Source organism: uncultured Deefgea sp., from assembly GCF_947072475.1.
Taxonomy (GTDB): Bacteria; Pseudomonadota; Gammaproteobacteria; order Burkholderiales; family Chitinibacteraceae; genus Deefgea.
In genome coordinates this window covers 85,864-106,057 of sequence record NZ_CAMTIA010000004.1, presented here as the reverse complement: position 1 = coordinate 106,057, position 20,194 = coordinate 85,864, and the positions used below count along the sequence as shown (strand labels likewise).

Sequence of the window (20,194 nt, the reverse complement as noted above, 5' to 3'; positions counted from 1 at the left end):
TATTCAATTGTGCAGAAGCACAGGAACAGTGATAATCAGGACTCGATACCTTTCTAGCACCCAGTTAAGGCCCAATAAAACTGGAGCCATTCTGAGTTGTGAGTTGATCGTTTAAAGCTGATTTTATGGATGCAATTTAAAGCGGGAACGCGGTGATCATAGTTTTCTATGCTGGTTAAAAAATTTTTTGGTGCGACCACCCGTGATGCGCTACGCCAAGTTCGTGATGAACTCGGGCCAGATGCATTGATTCTGTCCAACCGGCAAGTGGCCGGTGGCGGCATCGAAATCATGGCCGTTGCCGATGCGGATGTTGCCGCACTCACCAGCGTTCAGACCGTTGCAGCCGCGCCCAAACCGGCAACGCGGGCGGCGCAAAATGGCGCACGTTTAATGAGTTCCGCGCAGCAAACCCCCGTTGCCCCGCATATTTCTAAAGCTTTAGCCCGCTCGTATGCCATTCCTGATGATGAGCAAGAGCCAACGCTCGACGATGTGCCTTATGAAATCCCCTCTGTATTGCGCAGTAATCGCGCGCCAAAAACCAACACCGCAGCACGCACAGAAACCAGCAATGAAGTCCCTTTCACCGATTATATCAACCGCCCCGAAGCCGCAGCTCAAGCCCCACAGCGGCCTGAGACTAAGCCACGGTCACGCGAGCCCGAATTAAATACCGAAGCAGAACGTCGCCCGATACCACCGCGCCGCCCGGCGATGGCCGAAAAACCGCTGCCCACTTTTAGTTTTGATGATGCCAGCCCCAAAACCGCCGCCCCTGCTGTTGATCAAGCGGCGATGCAAGATATTGCGCGTGAAATTCGCATGCTTCGCGGCTTGTTAGAGAGCCAAATGGCGGGCATGGCGTGGGGCGAATTATCCAAACACGCGCCTGAAAAGTTAGAAATTTTGCGCCAATTACTCGGCGCTGGCTTTTGCGCCGCATTGTCGCGTCAGCTCATTGATAAAATGCCAGCGGCGATGAGTTTAGATACCGGTATGAAATGGGTTAAAGCTGCACTCACCCATAATTTACCCACCGTTAGCGCCAAAGACGATATCGTTGAACGTGGCGGGGTGTACGCCTTAATTGGCCCAACTGGCGTTGGAAAAACGACGACGGTTGCCAAGCTGGCAGCGCGTTGCGCGCTCACCTACGGGCCACAATCGGTCGCCTTATTGACCACCGACAGCTACCGAATTGGCGCGCACGATCAGCTGCGAATTTATGGCCGAATTTTGGGTGTGCCGGTGCATGAAGTTAAAGATGAAACCGATTTACAACTGACTTTAGGCGAGCTCACCGATCGACATTTAGTGCTGATCGACACCGTCGGCATGGGGCAGCGCGATCAACGCATCGGCGAGCAATTGGCGATGTTTGGGCATGATAATGTCGGCACCGTGTTGTTATTGTCGGCCAATGCCCAAGCCAGCACGCTCGATGATGTGGCTCGGCGCTATAAAAACAGCCATTTAGTCGGCTGCATTTTAACCAAGCTGGATGAAACCATGGCGCTGGGTGGCTGCCTTGATGTGGCGATTCGGCATAAATTACCGCTGCACTTTGTGACCAATGGTCAGCGCGTGCCGGAAGATCTGCATCGAGCCAATTTAGCCTATCTGGTGGATCGCGCCTTTCGCAACCAACAAGAAAATAGCGTCTTTCAATTGCATAAAGACGAATATCCACTCTTTATGAGTACCCAAGATATTCCAACCGATTTTAGCCTTGCCACTTCACCACGATGAGTGTGCTTTTAAGTCATTTCCCAGTAGGACCACATCGTGCCTAAACGCTGGCCAGACCAAGCCGCAGGGCTACGGCAACTGGTTGCTACGCCCAGCTGCCGCACCATTAGTTTATCGGGTGGCCGTGGCGATGCCGGCACCACCAGTTTGGTCATGAATTTAGCCGCCGCCTTGGCCGAAAGACAACGGCAAGTCGTGGTGTTGGATGAATTTACTGGCCTACACAATATGGCGCACCGCTTGCATTTAACGCCGGGCGTTGAACTTGAGCAGGTGATACGGCGTGAAGCGCGCTTAATCGATACCTTAATCGAGAGCCAATACGGCTTTGCGATTTTACCGATTGCCGCGCCAGCGCACTTATTGGCTCAGCTCAACGACAACGAGCAGCGCTGGCTCGCTGGCGAATTTGCGCAGTTAACCGAATCCTTGGATTATCTCTTACTCGACACGCGCCCAGCGGTGGCCCAAGGCGTACCTAGCCTATCGCTCGCCGCTGATGATGTGGTCATTGTGCTCTCCAATCGAGCCGAATCCCTCACCGATGCGTATGCCACCATTAAGCAATTGGCGACCGAATATGCGCGGCGTGATTTTCGCGTGTTGGTCAATCGCGTCGCCAGTTTGGGTGAAGCCATGACTTTGTTTGACCGAGTTCGCGCTGTGGCCCAACAATATTTGGGGGAAGAAATTCAACTCAAATTGATTGGTTATGTGCCTGAAGATGAATGGCTTAACCGCGCCACACGCCTTGGCCGGCCGGTGCTCGAGGCTTTTCCTGATGCTGAGGCCAGCGCGGCGATTCGCCAGTTGGCCGACGCCTTATTGCGCTGGGCCCCGCCGCGCCAAGCGCAAGGCAATATGGCGAGTTTTATTTATCGTTTAATCGAATCATCGCGTTTACTGGCTAATCGAATCGATCATGCCCCCAACTGAAGCGCAATTACGCCCCACCCCTACAGTCACTCGGTTTGAACTTGGCGGCGATTTAACCTTAGCGACCAGCAGCGCGTTGTGGCAGCGCATTCAGCAACAGCAATGGGCAGAGATTGAGATTGATGCCAGTGCCGTGCAACGTATTGATGGCGCGGGGGCGGCGTTATTATTTGAATTACAACAGCGCGGCGCACGCATTTTGGCCCTACCCGCGCAAGGACAGCGGCTACTCAATGCGCTGTCTCCTGAGTTGCCCCTATTAAAAACCACGCCCAAACCCGCCCAGCATCTGATCACCCGATTCGGTGCGCGCGTGCGCGCCGCCAATGCCAATTTTTATTTGCAAATTAGCTTTCTCGGCGCCATCTGCGCTGCGCTATGGCAGAGCTTGCAGCAATTACGCCGCTTTCGGTGGCGAGAATTTTGTTTGCAATGCGAGCTCGTCGGCGCGAATGCCGTGCCGATTATTACCTTAATCTCCATCTTATTTGGCGTGATTCTGGCGTTTCAATCGGCGATTCCAATGCGGCAATTTGGCGCTGAGCTCTTTGTCGCCAATTTGCTCGGGCTGTCATTAATTCGTGAACTCGGGCCGTTAATTACCGCCATTTTACTGGCTGGCCGCACGGGTGCTGCCTTTGCTGCTGAACTTGGCACGATGAAGGTCAACGAAGAAATCAATGCGCTGGTCACTTTTGGTTTTGATCCCATTCGATTTTTAGTCTTGCCGCGTTTATTGGCCGGCGTATTAATGGCCCCCTTGCTGACCTTATTTGCCGAAGTGGTCGGTCTCTTTGGTGGCGCTTTAGTCATGAAAGGCTTTGGGATTCCGTTTGCCACCTATTATTCGCAAATCGCCGGGCAAGTGAACTTAATCGATTTGCTATCGGGTCTGAGTAAAGCGGCGATTTTTGGCTTTATTATCGCCGCCGTCGGTTGCTATCGCGGCCTTGCAACCGGCAATGGCGCAAGTGCCGTTGGCGCAGCAACCACCCAAGCGGTGGTGCAAATCTTGGTGTTATTGGTTGTCGCCGATGGTTTATTTGCCGTGGTGGCTTACCACATGGGTTGGTAAAATGAGCGCCTTAATTGAAGTGCAAGGTTTAAGCTGCGGCTACGGCAACAAAACCATTTTAAAAGACGTCTCCTTCAGCATTGAACGCGGTGAAGTGGTGGCGATTTTAGGCGGCTCAGGCTGCGGTAAATCCACCTTGCTCAAACACCTGATTGGCCTGTACTCGCCACAAGCTGGCAGTATACGGATAGCAGGTAATGAGCTAGTCGGCACTACGGGTGCGGATCGCGAGGCAATACTGCGTCATTTTGGCGCAATGTTTCAAGCTGGCGCTTTATTTGGCTCGATGAGCGTGCTCGACAATGTGATGCTGCCTTTGCAAAGCTTTAGCCAACTTGACGCGCCAGCGATCGAAATCATTGCTCGCCTTAAATTACGCCTAGTAGGGCTAGAAGCTTTTGCTGACTATGCCCCCGCCGAGCTTTCGGGTGGGATGCAAAAACGCGCAGCGATTGCGCGGGCGATGGCACTGGATCCGGAAATATTATTTTTAGACGAGCCTTCTGCTGGTTTAGATCCGCTCACCTCGGCCGAGCTCGATGCACTGATTCGCCGCATCGCCGAAACCCAGCACGTTACCTGTGTCTTAGTCAGCCATGAATTGGCCAGTATTCATGCGATTGCCGATCGCGCCATTATGTTAGATCGATCCACACAAGGCATTATCGCCATTGATACCCCAGAGGCACTGGCCCAATCGAGCGATGAACGCGTCAATCGCTTTTTTAACCGTGGCCAACTTCGTCTAGTGCCGCAGCATTGCGCCGCCAGCGAGCCAACCTTGCAAGGCTAAACCATGGAACAACGATCTAATTTTCGCTTAGGCTTATTTATTCTCGTCGCCATTACCCTCGCCGCCGGACTGATGATTGCCCTCGGTAGCGGCAAATGGTTTCGCCAACAATTCATACTCGAGACCTACTTTAATGAATCGGTACAAGGTTTAGATATTGGCTCCAAAGTACGCTATCGCGGCGTGGTGGTGGGTGAAGTCAGCGCGATTACCTTTACTTATACCCGCTACCAACAAGCACTACCTAGCGCACAGCGCTATCAATACGTCTTAATCGAGTCGCGTTTAAATACCGAAATGATGAGCGGCAAAGGTCTACCAGCACCGACACAAGCAGCACTCAACGCTGAAATTGCCAAAGGTTTACGCGTTAAAATCGCCCCGCAAGGCGTCACTGGCACCAGTTATTTAGAAATCGACTATATGGGTACCAACGCCGGCCGGCCCTTGCCGATTGCTTGGACCCCCGATCAGCTATATATCCCGTCCAGCCCCAGCACCGTGAATCAAATCGTCACCGCCACGCAAAATTTAATCGCCAAAATGCAGCACGTCGATATTGAGCAAACCATGGCTAGGCTCGATCAATTGCTACTCACCGCAGAGCAAAAACTCGCACCACTGCCTTTACTGAGCATGAGCGAAAAAATGAATACCGTTTTAGATCATGTCGGCCAATTACCGTTGGCCAATATGGCCAAAGAAACCCAAGCTTTACTGCTTGAAGCGCGGCAAAGCAATCAAGCTTTACAAGAAATTCTAAAGCAACCCGGTTGGCGTAGCGCCCCTGCCGATTTAGCCATTGCCGCCGAAAGCGCCAAAAAAATCGCCACCGACCCGCAAATCGCCAGCACATTACAACGGATTGACCGGGTTAGCCAACGGCTCGATCGTCTCAGTAGCAATCGCGAAGCCGATATCGACGCCTTGATTGAACAACTCAGCAGCGCCAGTTTGAGCATGAAGCAATTACTCAACAAAGCCGAGCAACAGCCTAGCCAGTTGTTATTCTCTAACCCGCCGCCAGTGTATACGCCGCCAAAACCATGAAAACTATCCTGACTCTTTGCTGTATCAGTGCCTTGTTATTCGGCTGCAGCAGCACCAAGCCGCCGCGTAAGGATTTTTTGCTATCGACTTTGCCAGCCAGCCAGCCCACCCCTGCTCGCTCAACAACGCCGCATTTTAACGGCAGTTTGCAAGTGCAAGATTTGCGTGCGCCCTTGCCCTACCGCAGCACCTCGTTGATTTATCGTGAAAGCGCGCAGCGCTTTGTGCTTGACCCCTACAACGGTTTTCTCGCGCCGCCGGCCCAGCAAGTGAGCGATCTGAGCCGCGAAGCCTTGGCCGCCAGTGGCTTATTTACTGCCGTGTTACCCGCAGGCAGTAGCCTGATGCCCAACTGGCGCTTAGAGGGTGAATTACAAAAGCTGTATGTCGATGTGACCCTGCCAGCGCAGCCCAGAGTCACCCTCAGCGTGCGTTATGCTTTAAGCCAAATCGAGCACAATACACCGCGTATTTTTGAGTTCACGCAAACCGAAGCCATCGTTGATGCCAGCCCCGAGCAAGCTGTGATTGGATTTAACCGCGCTTTAAACACTATTTTATTGCAACTAGAATCGTCTCTGCTTACCGTAAACACACCGTAGTGAGCTACACTAAGCAAGACGCCACTTAATTGAATGCCATGTCAGCCCATCGCGCGCTCTCTCTTTATCGTCGCACCCAAAATAGCAGCGAAGATCTTCGTGTTGAAAAGCACGCGCCTTTGGTGCGTAAAATCGCCTATCACATGATGAGTCGGCTGCCGGCCAGCGTGGATGTTGATGATTTAATTCAAGTCGGTTTAATTGGTTTAATGGAAGCTGCGCGCAATTTTGACCCCGAGGCCGGGGTGCAATTTGAAACCTTTGCCAGTCAGCGCATTCGCGGCGCCATGCTCGATGAATTACGCAACGCCGATTGGTTGCCACGCCAAGCGCGGCGCAATATGCGTGAAATCGAACGCGCGACCGTGCAATTAGAGCAAGTTTTAGGCCGCGCGGCCTTAGAGTCTGAAATCGCGCAAAAAATGAATCTGCCGCTCAGTGAATATCAAGACATGCTCGGCGACGCGCGCGGCCATCAGCTATTGCATTATGAAGATTTCGAACAAGATGGCGAGAATGATCAGCTGGATCAATATGCCGCCGACACACACCAGAATCCAGCGCAAGTACTCACCGATGCCCATTTTCGCGCGCAACTCATTGCCGGTATTGGCTTACTGCCCGAACGAGAAAAGCTATTGATGGCGCTGTATTACGACGAAGAACTTAATTTAAAAGAAATCGGCGCGGTACTTGGCGTTTCAGAATCACGCGTTTGCCAGCTGCATAGCCAGGCGATTGCCCGTCTGCGCGGAAAATTAAAGGATTGGCTGAGCTAATGGATAAAATCAGCGTATTTGGGGTTATTTTAGGGCTTGTAGCCATCATTCTCGGCCAATGGTTAGAGGGCGGCCATATCAGCTCATTGCTGCAATTTACCGCTTTTTTGATTGTGATGGGCGGCACCATTGGCGCGGTGATGCTGCAAACGCAAACGCGCCACTTTGTCGCGGGCATTAAAATGTTGCGCTGGATTTTTTTCCCGCCGGCAATGGATTTTAAAAAGCTACTCGCCACCTTAGTCAATTGGGCGACACACGCGCGGCGCGGTGGCTTTCTAGCATTAGAAGCTTTTTTTAATAGCGAAAAAGATCCCTTTGTGCGCCGTGGTTTGCAAATGGTCGTCGATGGTGCCGAGCCCGAAACCATCCGCCGGGCGATGGAGCTCGATATTGACGCTTACGAAGACCAAGCCCGCGCCGCAGCTAAAATCTGGGAAGCCGCTGGCGGTTACTCACCAACATTTGGTATTTTAGGTGCCGTTTTGGGCCTGATTCATGTGATGGAAAATCTATCCGATCCATCCAAATTAGGTGCCGGTATTGCCGTGGCCTTTGTGGCAACGATTTATGGCGTTGGCGCAGCCAATATGTTTTTCTTGCCCGTGGCCAATAAATTAAAACACTATATTTTGCTCGAAGTGCGTCGCCGCGAAATGGTCGCCGAAGGGCTGGTCACCATCGCCAACGGCGAAAACCCCCGTTTACTTGAGAATAAACTCTCTGGTTTCTTGCATCATTGATCAATACCATCAGTAGGTATGTCTGGCTACTCATTTGAAATAAAACTCCAGCAAGACATACCTATTACTCAGCGCAACTAAAGCCAGCCAATCAAAACACGCCTTTTATCCATACCTTACTATCACCTATAGTTAAATCCAACTATTGACTTAAGGTATGCCATGCTCTGGCTGATTCGCGTCCTCATACGCAGCATTGCAGTATTGGATTTACTGCTGTTTACATTGCTGATGCTATTGCTTGCAGCCTTACCCCAGGCACTGATTCACGCCCTTTATCCGCGTTTATTTCAAGCATGGTGCCGCTGCTTTGTTCGTGCCTTAGGCGTGCAATTGCGCTTACACCAGCACGCGCCCTTGCCCGAGCAATATATTTTGATTGCCAATCATCCATCAGCACTCGAAGACGTTGGCATTCCAGCCTTATTTAAAGTGCGCAGCTTGGCCAAAATCGAAGTTCGTGATTGGTTTTTAGTCGGCAAAATTGCCACAGCAGCAGGCACTTTATTTGTACGCCGAGAAGACAAAGCCTCGCGGCAAGCGGCTTTGGCTGAGCTGATTGCGGCCGTCAACGCCGGTGACAATATCGCGATCTTTCCCGAAGGCGGTTGTCACGGCCGGCTATTGGCCGAGCGCTTTCAGTTTGGCGCTTTTGCCGTCGCCTTCGCCACCAAGACGCCGATTGTGCCGGTGTTTTTACATCATGAAGCGCAAATCAGTTTTGAATGGCGCGCCAATGAAAGCTTGCTGCAAAAAATATTCGCCATTTTTACTAGCCCCAATCCAGCCGTTCACTACCATGTTTTTCCGGCGCTTTATCCTGCTGACTTTGAGAATAAAGAAATCTTTTGTGAAGCTTGCTACAAATATTACATAGCTTGGCAGAATAGATTTTTAATTTAAATGCTGCAATTGTGATGATTGCCAACACAATGCGATTCATTTACACACCGCAAAGCGCAAGCTTGCCCTTATAATCGCCATAGATTCTCGTTCCTTGATATATATATGCCCTTATTTCGCAAGAAAAACGTCGCCAATGTCTCGACCCGTGCCGCCTTACCGCCAGGCATGGCGAATTTACTGCGCGAGTCATGGTGGTTAATTTTAGTTGTACTACTGGCTTACTTAGTTCTTGTTCTTTCTAGCTATCATCAAGCCGATCCAGGTTGGTCGCATAGCGCCACTGAGGCCAAAATTTATAATCGTGGCGGCAGCTTTGGCGCGTGGCTATCGGATGTGCTGCTGTATACCTTTGGTTTTTCGGCTTGGTGGTGGACGGTGTTTTGCTTGGCCGCCATTTTATGGGGCTATCGCCGTATTGATCGCGTCGCCGATTCGTCACGCCCCGTGGTTTTTTTAGCCTGTAGCGGTTTTTTCCTGATGCTCATCGCCAGCAGCGCTTTTGAAGCTTTGCGACTGCATTCTTTAAGCTCCCCGCTGCCTTATGTGCCTGGCGGCATGTTGGGTTTAACTGTGGCCAGTTGGATGACGCTCAGCCTTGGCTTTAGTGGTGCAACACTGTTTTTAATTACCCTGTTTGGTTTTGGTGTTTCATTATTTACTGGGCTGTCTTGGTTCAATGTGATGGAAAACATCGGCACGGTCATTGAAAACAGTTTTTTCAACGCACTCAACGCCATTCAAGCCGCGAAAGATCGACGTATCGGCCGCGTAACCAAAAAAGTCCGCGATGAGCAAGTGGTTGCCGCCAAACAAAAGCATGCCGGCAAAGAGCCACTGATGATTGAGCCCGCGCAACTGGATATCCCAATTGCGCGCCAAGTCGAAAAGCGGATTGAGAGAGAAAAGAAAGAACAAGAAAAACAACAAGCCGAAGTCGCCAAACAAGCCGCGCAGCCCTTGTTATTTGCTGAAGACGATCTGCCACCAGCGCCCGTAAAACGCGCCAATGTCAGCAACAAAACCGATGAATCACTGCCGGCGCTGGGCTTACTCGCTCCGGCACTGCAGTCGCAAGAAACCATTAGCAAAGAAACGCTGGAATTTACCTCTCGGCTGATTGAACGCAAATTGGCCGATTTTAATGTCGAGGTTAAAATTGTCGCCGCTTATCCTGGACCCGTGATTACCCGCTATGAGATCGAGCCCGCCGTTGGCGTGAAAGGCTCGCAAATCGTGAATTTAATGAAAGATTTGGCGCGGGCTCTGGGCTTGGTATCGATTCGTGTGGTGGAAACCATCCCCGGCAAAACCTATATGGGCTTGGAATTACCCAATCCGACGCGGCAAATGATTCGTCTTTCCGAGATTTTATCTAGCGAGCCGTATCACGATATGAGTAGCAAACTGACGATTGCGCTCGGCAAAGACATTACTGGCAAACCGATTGTCACCGATCTAGGTAAGGCGCCGCATATGCTGGTGGCAGGAACGACCGGCTCAGGCAAATCGGTCGGCGTGAACGCGATGATTTTGTCCTTGGTCTACAAAGCCACGCCAGACGAAGTGCGCTTTATTATGATCGACCCCAAAATGCTGGAGTTATCCATCTACGAAGGCATTCCGCATTTACTGGCACCGGTGGTGACTGACATGAAACTCGCCGCCAATGCGCTCAATTGGTGTGTTGCGGAAATGGAAAAACGTTACCGCTTACTCAGCGCGATGGGCGTGCGTAATCTTGCGGGTTACAATCAAAAGATCAAAGACGCTCAAAAAGCCGGCAAGCACCTCACCAATCCGTTTAGCCTCACCCCAGACGATCCTGAGCGGCTAGAGCACTTACCATTTATTGTCGTTGTCGTTGATGAATTTGCCGATTTAATGATGGTCGCCGGTAAAAAAATTGAGGAACTCATCGCCCGCTTAGCGCAAAAAGCCCGCGCAGCAGGGATACATTTAATTTTGGCGACCCAGCGCCCGTCGGTCGACGTGATTACCGGTCTAATCAAGGCCAATATTCCAACACGATTGGCGTTTCAAGTTTCTAGTAAAATCGATAGTCGAACTATTTTGGATCAAATGGGCGCCGAAGCCTTGCTCGGCCAAGGTGATATGTTATTTTTACCACCGGGCTCTGGCTATCCACTCCGAATTCACGGCGCATTTGTCGCCGATGATGAAGTCCACCATGTGGTTGATTACCTAAAATCTTTAGGTGAACCCAATTATATTGATGGCATTTTAAACGGCGGCTTTGATGCTGAATCCGCCGCAGGCAGTAGCGGGAATGCCGATGCTGGCGAAGCGGATGCACTGTATGATGAGGCGGTGGCTTTTGTACTTAAAAGCCGCCGTGCATCGATTTCATCGGTACAGCGGCAACTGCGCATTGGTTACAATCGCGCAGCTCGCTTGATTGAGCAAATGGAAAGTGTCGGATTAGTCAGTTCTATGGAAACAAATGGCAACCGGACTGTACTTGCGCCACCAATCAGTGAATAATGTCGCCTGAGCATTTTCGCGATGCATTATGTTGTAAATCAGTCACTTCAGCGACTAAAGTCTGGAGTTTTTTCATTAATGGACTTGAATCGAATCTTCACTTTGTGATATAAACGTGGACTTTTCCAGTTCCGAACGTCAGGACAGAATCATGGCACGAGTATGTGTAGTCACGGGCAAAGGCCCAATGACAGGGAATAACGTTTCCCACGCCAATAACAGAACTAAACGCCGCTTCCTACCGAACCTGCAATCCCGCCGGTTTTGGGTTGAGAGCGAAAACTGCTTTATCCGCTTGCGCGTTTCGACCGCAGCTCTGCGCACCATTGATAAGAACGGCATCGATGTGGTTTTGGCAGATCTGCGCGCGCGCGGCGAACTGTAAGCTAAGGACTATAAATCATGCGTGATAAAATCAAGCTAGAATCTTCTGCTGGTACAGGTCATTTCTACACCACGACCAAGAACAAACGTACCATGCCAGAAAAAATGGAAATCAAGAAGTTCGATCCTGTTGTTCGTAAACATGTGATCTACAAAGAAACTAAACTGAAGTAATTCAGTGCAGTGACGCCATACTCGAGAACCCCGCTATCCTTAGCGGGGTTTTTGTTATTTTCCGCCTCAGCAATAGCGGAAATCGCAAGACTAACTGGTCATCGAAGCCAAAAACGAAGCTACAAAGTAGACGGTATACACTACAAAGCTAAGACCTAATTAGGCCCTAGCTCAATACCCATTACTGGATAAGACACGCCGATTCTTCCTGCCATGTGGTACGTAAAGCTTTAATCAGCATGTCGATCATCGGATCGTTCTCTCGATCACTCGAATAAATAAACTGCAACAAAGCCCGCGTCGCTACTTCCCCATTACGCCACAACACAATCGAGCCATCCGCAGCATAACGATGTGCGGTGCGCTCAGCCAAAATCGCAATCCCTACCCCGGATTTAATCAATTCAAGCAGCGTGGCCTCTTCGTCAAATTCGCCGACTAATTTCGGGGCGATATTTTGACTGCGCCACAGTTCTTGGGAGATATCGGCCAAACTCGTGAATTGCGATAGACCCAACCACAAAGCCGAGCCCAAGGTTTTCCAATCGGCATCTTGTAAATACGCCATCGATGGCGGCAATGCCACACAAAAACCAATCTCACTTAATGGCACAGTGTTGACATTTTGGTACGGGTTTCGGCCCAAATAAAACCCAGCATCGAGCATTTTTTTGCGTACTTCGTTCAAAATCCCCACCGAGATCCCATGCGTGGTTTGCACGGTCAATAAAGGATAGCTTTCGCGCAATTGCGCTAGCCAAGGGCCGAGTTTTAAACGTCCCGGTACGCCTATCGTGCCAATTCTGACTTTGCCTTTGGGTTCATTTTGCAACGCTTTCGCCCGATAAAGCAGACTGCGGGCTTGAGATAAAATCTGCTGAGCATCCGGCAGGATTAATTTTCCAGCCTCTGTCAGTTGCACGCCGCCGGGGTAACGCTCAAACAGTGCGACACCAAATTCTTCTTCCAACGCCTTAATCTGTGCCGTCACTGCCGGCTGGGATAAATGCAGCAATTCAGCGGCTTGCGTAAGATGCCCCTGCTGCGCCACGGTAACAAATGTGCGAAGTTGATAGATTTCCATTTGCCGATTATCACCTATTCCTTGCCTTTTTGTGAACTAAGAATGCTCGATATGTAGCTTTAAAATCAGCAATTACACACAAATCAGTAAGGTATACGCAATGCAACATAAGTCGAACTGATTTAGAGCATCAAAAAATGCAATTAGCTTAAATTAGCCACTCTCACATAAATTAGCGGCACAACACCCATCTGGGTTTGACGATTGATTTATCCGAGGAGGCAACGCATGCAAGATCATACGATTGAACGCATTCAGCAGAACCCCAAATTTCAAGAGTTGGTGCGAAAAAAATCCAGCCTCTCTTGGCTACTGTCTTTTGTGATGCTGGCGATTTATTACGGCTTTATTCTGGTGGTGGCTTTTTCGCCCGCTACGCTAGGGCAATCGCTCTCCGGCGGCGTGACCACCATTGGTATTCCGATTGGCGTGTTAATTATTTTATCGGCGTTTGTGATTACCGGTATTTATGTACGTCGAGCCAATACAGAATTCGACCAACTGACCCGTGAAGTCGTTGAGGACGCGAAAAAATGATCAAATCAAATTTACAACGCCTGTCTCTCGCTAGCTTGATGCTCGCCAGCAGCCTACCGACTTGGGCCGCAGGTGCCATTGAAGGTGCAGTTGAAAAACGCCACGATCTCAATCTCCCTGCGATTGTGATGTTCTTGATTTTCGTCGCCTTTACCCTGGGTATTACCTACTGGGCGGCGCGGCGCACCAAATCGGCCAAAGATTTCTACGCTGCTGGCGGCGGGATTAGTGGCTTTCAAAATGGCCTAGCGATTGCCGGTGACTATATGTCAGCCGCGTCTTTCCTTGGTATTTCCGCGATGGTGTTTGGTGTTGGTTACGACGGCTTGATTTACTCGATCGGCTTTTTGGTCGGCTGGCCTTTGATTACTTTCCTGATTGCCGAACGCTTGCGTAACTTGGGTAAATACACTTTTGCCGACGTCGCCTCGTATCGTCTATCGCAAACGCCAGTGCGTATTTTTGCTGCCACCGGCACTTTAGTTGTGGTGGCACTGTATTTGATTGCACAAATGGTCGGCGCAGGTAAATTGATTCAAGTGTTGTTTGGCTTGGATTACACCTATGCCGTCATCTTGGTCGGTATTTTAATGATTATGTATGTCACCTTCGGCGGCATGTTGGCTACCACTTGGGTGCAAATCATTAAAGCCATCTTGTTGCTATCAGGCGCATCATTTATGGCCTTTATGGTGATGAAACACGTTGGCTTTAGCTTTGAAACGCTATTCCAACAAGCAGTTGCCGTCAAACATGCTGGCGCTGAAGCCTTGGCCCTCAAGGCCAATGTGGCTGCAGAAGCAGCGGCGACAGCCATTTCGAGCAATGCCCCGAACGCCTCTGCGGCTGTTGCTAGTGCGGCTGCGGCTTCAAAAGCTGCGGTTGCTGCTGCTAAAGCCAATATCATGGCACCCGGTGGTTTGGTATCAAATCCAATCGATGCCATTTCACTCGGTATGGCTTTGATGTTTGGTACTGCTGGTTTGCCACATATCTTGATGCGTTTCTTTACCGTATCGAATGCCAAAGAAGCGCGTAAATCGGTGTTTTATGCCACCGGCTTTATCGGTTACTTCTACATCTTGACCTTCATCATTGGCTTTGGCGCGATTGTGCTGTTGTCGGGCGAAGCGGGGATGAAATTTAAAGAAGTCTCTGGCGCATTGATTGGCGGCTCGAATATGGCGGCGATTCACTTATCTGACGCGGTCGGTGGTGATTACTTCCTTGGCTTTATTTCAGCGGTAGCTTTTGCAACCATTCTGGCTGTGGTCGCCGGTTTGACCTTGTCGGGCGCATCGGCGGTATCGCATGATATTTACGCCTCGGTCATCAAGAAAGGCAAAGCCAATGAAGCCGATGAAATTCGCGTTTCCAAACTAACGACCATTGCGCTTGGCATCTTGGCGATGTTCTTGGGGATTGCCTTTGAACAACAAAATATCGCTTTCATGGTCGGTTTGGCATTCTCGATTGCGGCATCGGCCAACTTCCCAGTCTTGATTATGTCAATGTTCTGGAAAGATCTAACAACCCGTGGCGCCGTAACCGGTGGTTTTGTTGGCTTAATCACCGCGCTGACACTGATTATCCTTGGCCCATCGGTTTGGGTTGAAGTGCTCGGTCACGAAAAAGGCAGCGAATGGTTCCCGTACAAAAACCCAACGATCTTCTCGATGACGCTGGCCTTCATCACGATCTGGTTGGTTTCGGTACTTGATACCAGCAAGCAAGCGGCAGAAGAGCGCGCTAAGTTCTTACCACAATTTATCCGCTCGATGACAGGTATTGGCGCAGAAGGCGCAACTGATAAGCATTAAGAGCAGATACATCGCAACACGCCCTACTCGCTAAGCGATGTAGGGCGTTTTTGATGCAAGGTACATTATGTCGACGCTATTTGAGTTTTCTGCCCTCCCTTATCGCAGCCTAAAGCCCAGTGAACGCGAACGCTTTGAAAGCGCGCTCGATATTCAATACTTTGCCAATGGCCACACCGTGATTGCGGCTGGCGCACCGCATCATGCGCTGCTGATTTTAAACAAAGGGCTGATTGCAGAAGAAGAAAACGGTGAAGTCTTAACGGTCTACAGCGAACAAGAAACCATCAATAGTAAAGCGCTACTCAATGAAACGGCCCAACAGCAATGGGTTGCCATTGATGACAGCCTGGTATTTAGTATTCCGCGCGAGTTAATTTTAGAACTCATCCGTAGCAACCCACAGTTTGGCGCGTATTTTTATCAAGATATTGCCGTACGAATGACCGCCTTAGCGCAGCAAACCTCAGAAGAAAATGAATTACAAGCCTTGCTACTGGCCCCGGTCACGGCCGCTTACATCCATCCGGCCCAATGGCTGAGCGCCGATGCCAGCATTCTGGATGCCGCGCGGCGCATGCAAAGCGCGCACTGCACGGCGGTGCTGATTAAAAACGCCGAACACATTGGCATCTTTACTCAACGTGATTTACGCGACTTTGTGATCAGCGAATTGCCCGCGCGCAGCACCGCCATCGCCAACTATGCCCACTATCGTTTGCATAGCGTGGCCGACGACGAACCGATCCATGCCGCCATGCTGTTAATGACCAAGCACACCATTAGCCGGGTCATTGTGCGCCGCGCAGATGGGGCACTTGGGATTTTAGAGCAAGTCGATTTGCTGGCTTTTCTCACGCAGCATTCACACTTAATTCAAAGTCAAATCGAGCGAGCAGTGTCGATGGATGAATTGGCACAAGCGTGGTCGCACGTCGATAAACTGATCCGCCAGCAACATCGCCAAGGCGTCAAAGTCACGCTGATTGCCGATACCCTGCGTGAGCTGCACCGCAAATTACTGGCCAAAACTTGGCAACTGCTCGCGCCAGCCGAGATCAGCGCCAATGTCTGTTTGCTGTGCTTGGGCTCAGAAGGTCGTGGCGAACAAATTCTAGCTAACGATCAAGACAATGCTTTGATTATCGCCGACGGCTTTGAACACCCCGATTTAGCCGCGATTTGTGCCGCATTTAATCAAGCGCTGATTCGCTTTGGTTACCCGCCCTGCCCAGGCAAAATCATGGTCAACAATCCATATTGGCGACGCACTGAAAGCGAATTTAAAATTTTGCTGGATGAATGGCAGGTACAAACGCATCGCGAAAACATGCTGCATCTGGCGATTTGGCTCGACGCCTATCCGGTGTATGGCAATAAAGCGCTGTTTGCTCGGCTACGCGATTATTTTTATCAAGGTCTGGTCGAAAACGACAGCCTACTGGCGCACTTTGCTTTGCCGATTGAACAATTTGATACGCCGCTGGGCTTTTTCTCGCAGCTACGTAGCAAAGGCGGTTTACTCGATCTAAAAAAAGGCGGCATCTTTACTTTAGTGCACGGTATACGCAGCTTGGCCTTGAAGGCAAAGCTCTCTGAGCGCAATACCTACCGCAGAATTGAAATACTCAAACAAAAAGACATCCTCTCGCCAACATTAGCCAGCGACCTAAGAGAGTCGCTCGCCTATCTACAAAGCCTGCAATTGAAATATGGCTTAATCAAAGCCCAGCAAGGCAAATTACTCGACTACGGGATTGAGCTGGCCCAACTCACTACACTCGAGCGCGACTTACTCAAAGATACGCTCGCGGTAGTGAAACGCTTTAAACAAAGCATTGCCCATCAATTTAAATTGAATACCTTATGATCCAAACATTTAAATCTTGGCAAGCACGGCGACAGCTACGCGATCCACAGTTTGAGTTTTTATTGGCCAAGCCAGCGCCCAATGAATGGGTCAGTATTGATTGCGAAACCACCAGCCTCAATCCGAAGCAGGCTGAAATTTTATCCATTGCTGCGGTGATTATTCGCGGCAATACGATTTTAAAATCCAGCAGCCAGCAATGGCTCGTCAAACCCAGTGGCGCAATTGATCCCAAAACGATCCCAATTCATGGCTTGCGAGCGCAAGACGTGGCCCATGGTTTAACGCTGCACGATGCGCTCACGCAATTGCTGTATTTCATCGGTAGTCGCCCGATTATTGGCTATTACCTTGAATTTGATTTGGCGGTCATCAATCGACAACTCAAGCCTTGGCTAGGCATCGCGCTCCCCAATCGAGCGATTGAAGTCTCTGGCTTGTATTACGACAAAAAAGTCAGCGCCTACCGTCCTGATATCGATTTAAGCTTAGACAGCATGCTGACTGAACTGGACATACCCCGCTTAGCGCGCCACGACCCGCTCAACGACGCAATCACTGCGGCGCTGATGTTCTTAAAACTCAAAGGCCAGCGCAATTGACTCACTTTCCCGCCGCTGGATATCAAGCTATTGGCAAAATCAAAGACGAAAAAACCAAGTAATTCAATTCATTGCCCAGCACATCAGTCTGACTGATTTGCTACATCAAAAAAGACAATTAGCTTTCAGCACTGTAATCCCATAAATTTGATTTCAGCTTATTTCCAATTCAGTGTCTTGCCTAAGGGGTTCACTCATGAGTGGTATCGATTCAGTATTAAAAGAAAACCGTTTATTCCAACCCTCTGATGAATTTCGCACCAATGCGACCGTCTCAGGAATCGAAGGCTACAACGCGCTATGCGACAAAGCGACTGCCGACTATGAAGGCTTTTGGGCTGATTTAGCACGCAATCTACTGAGCTGGAAAAAACCCTTTACCCAAATTTTAAATCAAGACAATCCACCGTTTTTTAAATGGTTTGAAGATGGCTTGATGAATGTGTCATACAACTGTCTTGATCGTCACTTAGAAAGCAAAGCCAATAAAGTGGCGATTATTTTTGAAGCCGACGATGGCTCGGTGACTCGCGTAACTTACCGCGAGCTATATCACCGCGTTTGCCAATTTGCCAATGGTCTAAAAAGTCTTGGCGTAGTCAAAGGCGATCGCATCGTTATTTACATGCCACACACGGTAGAAGCGGTGATTGCCATGCAAGCTTGCGCCCGAATTGGCGCGATTCACTCGGTGGTTTTTGGTGGGTTTTCGGCTGGCGCATTGCGTGATCGCATCCAAGATGCCGCTGCAAAACTCGTCATCACTGCCAATGAATCCATCCGTGGCGGCAAACCAACACCACTCAAATCAATGGTCGACGAAGCGCTGGGCTTGGGCGGCTGCGATACCGTAGAAAAAGTCATTGTCTTCCAACGCACCAGCAATAAACCAGAACATTGGAATACCGAGCGTAATGTGTGGTGGCACAAACTGGTGCAAGACCAATCCGACGTGTGCGAACCAGAATGGGTTGAATCTGAACATCCACTATTTATTCTGTATACCTCAGGCTCAACCGGTAAGCCCAAAGGCGTACAGCACTCATCCGCTGGCTACTTGCTCGGCACGCAAGTGACGATGAAATGGGTATTTGACTACAAAGAAACCGACGTTTACTGGTGCACGGCCGACGTGGGCTGGATTACCGGTCACAGCTATATCGCCTACGGTCCATTGGGCATTGGCGCAACACAAGTGGTGTTTGAAGGTGTACCGACGTATCCAGACGCATCACGCTTCTGGCAAATGATTGAAAAACACGAAGTCACCACCTTCTACACCGCGCCAACGGCGATTCGCTCATTGATCAAGCTGGGTGGCGATTTGCCAAAACAATATGATCTTTCATCACTGCGCCTTTTAGGCACCGTCGGCGAGCCGATCAATCCCGATGCATGGATGTGGTACTTTGAGACCATCGGTGGTGGCCGTTGCCCTATCGTTGATACTTGGTGGCAAACCGAAACCGGCTGCAATATGATTGCCCCATTGCCAGGTGCAGTCGCAACTAAACCGGGCTCTTGCACCTTGCCAATTCCGGGGATTATGGCCGATATCGTCGATGAATCGGGCGCGCCGGTCACGGCAGGTAAAGGTGGCTTCTTGGTCATTAGCAAGCCATGGCCATCAATGGTGCGTAATATCTGGGGCGACTCTGAGCGCTTTGCCAAAACGTATTTCCCCGAAGACTACAACGGTAAATTGTATCTCGCTGGCGACTCAGCGCATTACGACGAAAGCGGCTACATCTGGATCATGGGCCGCATCGACGACGTGCTGAACGTTTCTGGTCACCGCCTTGGCACCATGGAAATTGAATCGGCACTCGCCGCCAATCCATTGGTCGCCGAAGCCGCTGTCGTAGGCAAGCCGCATGACATCAAAGGCGAAGCCGTGGTGGCGTATGTGGTGCTCAAAGGTCAACGCCCAGAAGGCGACGATGCCAAACGCATCGCCAAAGAACTCCGTGAATGGGTAGCGCATGAAATCGGCAAGATCGCGCAACCGGATGAAATTCGTTTCGGCGACAATCTACCGAAAACCCGCTCAGGTAAAATCATGCGTCGTTTGTTACGTGATATCGCCAAAGGCCAAGAAATAACTGCGGATACTTCAACCCTAGAAAACCCAGCGATTTTGGAACAACTACGCCAAAGCGCGATTTAATCGCCAGCATTCTCAGTTTTACGAGAGTCTTCATACCCCGTCCTTGTGGCGGGGTATTTTTTTGCGCTGCCAAAGATAGCACTCACATTAACTTCCCGATTTTTAAACGCTCATCAATCAGCGCTCAGCCGCTTCACCGCCTTGACGCTTATTTTTCTGCTAGCACTCTTAGCGGCAGTAATTCGTCGATGCGGCTGTTGTGCCAAGTGGGGAGTTTTTCTAGGGTGTCGGTGAGCCTGGCCTGGATTGAGCTCGTTGAGTTTGGCGGTGCCCAGTAGCGTTTGGATCGCGGCGGCGCTTTGGCCGGCCCGTTCACTGCCCGCAAATAAGCAGTTTTTTGCCAATCGCAATCGGCCGAATACTGTTTTCGACCTGATTGTTGTCGATCGGCGCGATGCCACTTTGGGCCTAGCGTTCA

18 protein-coding genes and 1 pseudogene are annotated in these 20,194 nt (G+C 50.4%); 17 read left to right on the top strand and 2 right to left on the bottom strand.

The genetic code is table 11. The features are described 5' to 3' along the window. Positions 1-168: 168 nt before the first annotated feature. The 12 genes from flhF (at position 169) to rpmG (ending at position 11,696) form a co-directional block, all read left to right on the top strand. Complete coding sequence (flhF, locus tag Q0V82_RS02830; RefSeq protein ID WP_297572472.1) at positions 169-1,752, top strand: flagellar biosynthesis protein FlhF; 1,584 nt, start codon at positions 169-171, stop codon at positions 1,750-1,752. A gap of 36 nt (positions 1,753-1,788) precedes the next feature. Next, positions 1,789-2,688, top strand: a complete 900-nt coding sequence (locus Q0V82_RS02825; RefSeq protein ID WP_297572469.1) for an AAA family ATPase — start codon at positions 1,789-1,791, stop codon at positions 2,686-2,688. Then, a complete protein-coding gene (locus Q0V82_RS02820) occupies positions 2,675-3,763 on the top strand; it encodes an ABC transporter permease (protein ID WP_297572468.1) in 1,089 nt (362 codons plus the stop codon). Before Q0V82_RS02825 ends, Q0V82_RS02820 begins: the two co-directional genes overlap by 14 nt. A gap of 1 nt (position 3,764) precedes the next feature. Further along, entirely contained in the window at positions 3,765-4,556 is a 792-nt protein-coding gene (locus Q0V82_RS02815) for an ABC transporter ATP-binding protein (RefSeq protein WP_297572465.1), read from the top strand. Positions 4,557-4,559: 3 nt separating this feature from the next. Continuing rightward, entirely contained in the window at positions 4,560-5,606 is a 1,047-nt protein-coding gene (locus tag Q0V82_RS02810) for an MlaD family protein (RefSeq protein ID WP_297572464.1), read from the top strand. Beyond that, the gene (locus Q0V82_RS02805) at positions 5,603-6,208 is read left to right on the top strand and encodes an ABC-type transport auxiliary lipoprotein family protein (RefSeq protein WP_297572462.1); all 606 of its coding nucleotides are present in this window, start codon (positions 5,603-5,605) and stop codon (positions 6,206-6,208) included. The genes Q0V82_RS02810 and Q0V82_RS02805 overlap by 4 nt, the downstream gene beginning before the upstream one ends. 38 nt (positions 6,209-6,246) lie before the next feature. Further along, positions 6,247-6,987: an RNA polymerase sigma factor FliA gene (locus Q0V82_RS02800; protein WP_297572460.1), complete on the top strand. Its 741-nt coding sequence runs from the start codon at positions 6,247-6,249 to the stop codon at positions 6,985-6,987. Then, complete coding sequence (locus Q0V82_RS02795; RefSeq protein WP_297572458.1) at positions 6,987-7,730, top strand: flagellar motor protein; 744 nt, start codon at positions 6,987-6,989, stop codon at positions 7,728-7,730. The genes Q0V82_RS02800 and Q0V82_RS02795 overlap by 1 nt, the downstream gene beginning before the upstream one ends. Before the next feature lie 162 nt (positions 7,731-7,892). Further along, positions 7,893-8,633: a 1-acyl-sn-glycerol-3-phosphate acyltransferase gene (locus tag Q0V82_RS02790; protein WP_297572455.1), complete on the top strand. Its 741-nt coding sequence runs from the start codon at positions 7,893-7,895 to the stop codon at positions 8,631-8,633. Between the two features lie 105 nt (positions 8,634-8,738). Beyond that, a complete protein-coding gene (locus Q0V82_RS02785; protein ID WP_297572453.1) occupies positions 8,739-11,138 on the top strand; it encodes a DNA translocase FtsK in 2,400 nt (799 codons plus the stop codon). A 151-nt stretch (positions 11,139-11,289) separates the two neighbouring features. Next, on the top strand, positions 11,290-11,523 hold the full coding sequence (gene rpmB, locus Q0V82_RS02780) for a 50S ribosomal protein L28 (RefSeq protein WP_173532261.1): 234 nt from the start codon (positions 11,290-11,292) through the stop codon (positions 11,521-11,523). Between the two features lie 17 nt (positions 11,524-11,540). Then, on the top strand, positions 11,541-11,696 hold the full coding sequence (rpmG, locus tag Q0V82_RS02775) for a 50S ribosomal protein L33 (RefSeq protein WP_027469283.1): 156 nt from the start codon (positions 11,541-11,543) through the stop codon (positions 11,694-11,696). Between the two features lie 181 nt (positions 11,697-11,877). Here rpmG and Q0V82_RS02770 read toward each other — a convergent pair whose 3' ends face one another. After that, positions 11,878-12,780 (bottom strand): LysR family transcriptional regulator, encoded by a 903-nt coding sequence (locus Q0V82_RS02770; RefSeq protein WP_297572449.1) that lies wholly within the window; start codon positions 12,778-12,780, stop codon positions 11,878-11,880. Positions 12,781-13,008: 228 nt separating this feature from the next. Between Q0V82_RS02770 and Q0V82_RS02765 the strand changes: the two genes are divergently transcribed. From Q0V82_RS02765 to acs, 5 genes are all read left to right on the top strand, one after another. Next, the gene (locus Q0V82_RS02765) at positions 13,009-13,317 is read left to right on the top strand and encodes a DUF485 domain-containing protein (protein WP_182075558.1); all 309 of its coding nucleotides are present in this window, start codon (positions 13,009-13,011) and stop codon (positions 13,315-13,317) included. A 38-nt stretch (positions 13,318-13,355) separates the two neighbouring features. Further along, the gene (locus tag Q0V82_RS02760) at positions 13,356-15,137 is read left to right on the top strand and encodes a cation acetate symporter (RefSeq protein ID WP_297572519.1); all 1,782 of its coding nucleotides are present in this window, start codon (positions 13,356-13,358) and stop codon (positions 15,135-15,137) included. 67 nt (positions 15,138-15,204) lie between these two features. Further along, positions 15,205-17,007: a DUF294 nucleotidyltransferase-like domain-containing protein gene (locus Q0V82_RS02755; RefSeq protein ID WP_297572447.1), complete on the top strand. Its 1,803-nt coding sequence runs from the start codon at positions 15,205-15,207 to the stop codon at positions 17,005-17,007. Then, positions 17,004-17,609, top strand: a complete 606-nt coding sequence (locus Q0V82_RS02750) for a 3'-5' exonuclease (RefSeq protein ID WP_297572445.1) — start codon at positions 17,004-17,006, stop codon at positions 17,607-17,609. The genes Q0V82_RS02755 and Q0V82_RS02750 overlap by 4 nt, the downstream gene beginning before the upstream one ends. Positions 17,610-17,805: 196 nt before the next feature. Further along, positions 17,806-19,776 carry an acetate--CoA ligase gene (gene acs, locus Q0V82_RS02745; RefSeq protein WP_297572443.1) on the top strand — a complete coding sequence of 657 codons (1,971 nt, stop codon included), beginning with the start codon at positions 17,806-17,808 and terminating at the stop codon, positions 19,774-19,776. 148 nt (positions 19,777-19,924) lie between these two features. Here acs and Q0V82_RS02740 read toward each other — a convergent pair. Then, a pseudogene (locus tag Q0V82_RS02740) lies at positions 19,925-20,184 on the bottom strand (transposase domain-containing protein); the annotation flags it as partial. Between the last annotated feature and the right edge of the window lie 10 nt (positions 20,185-20,194).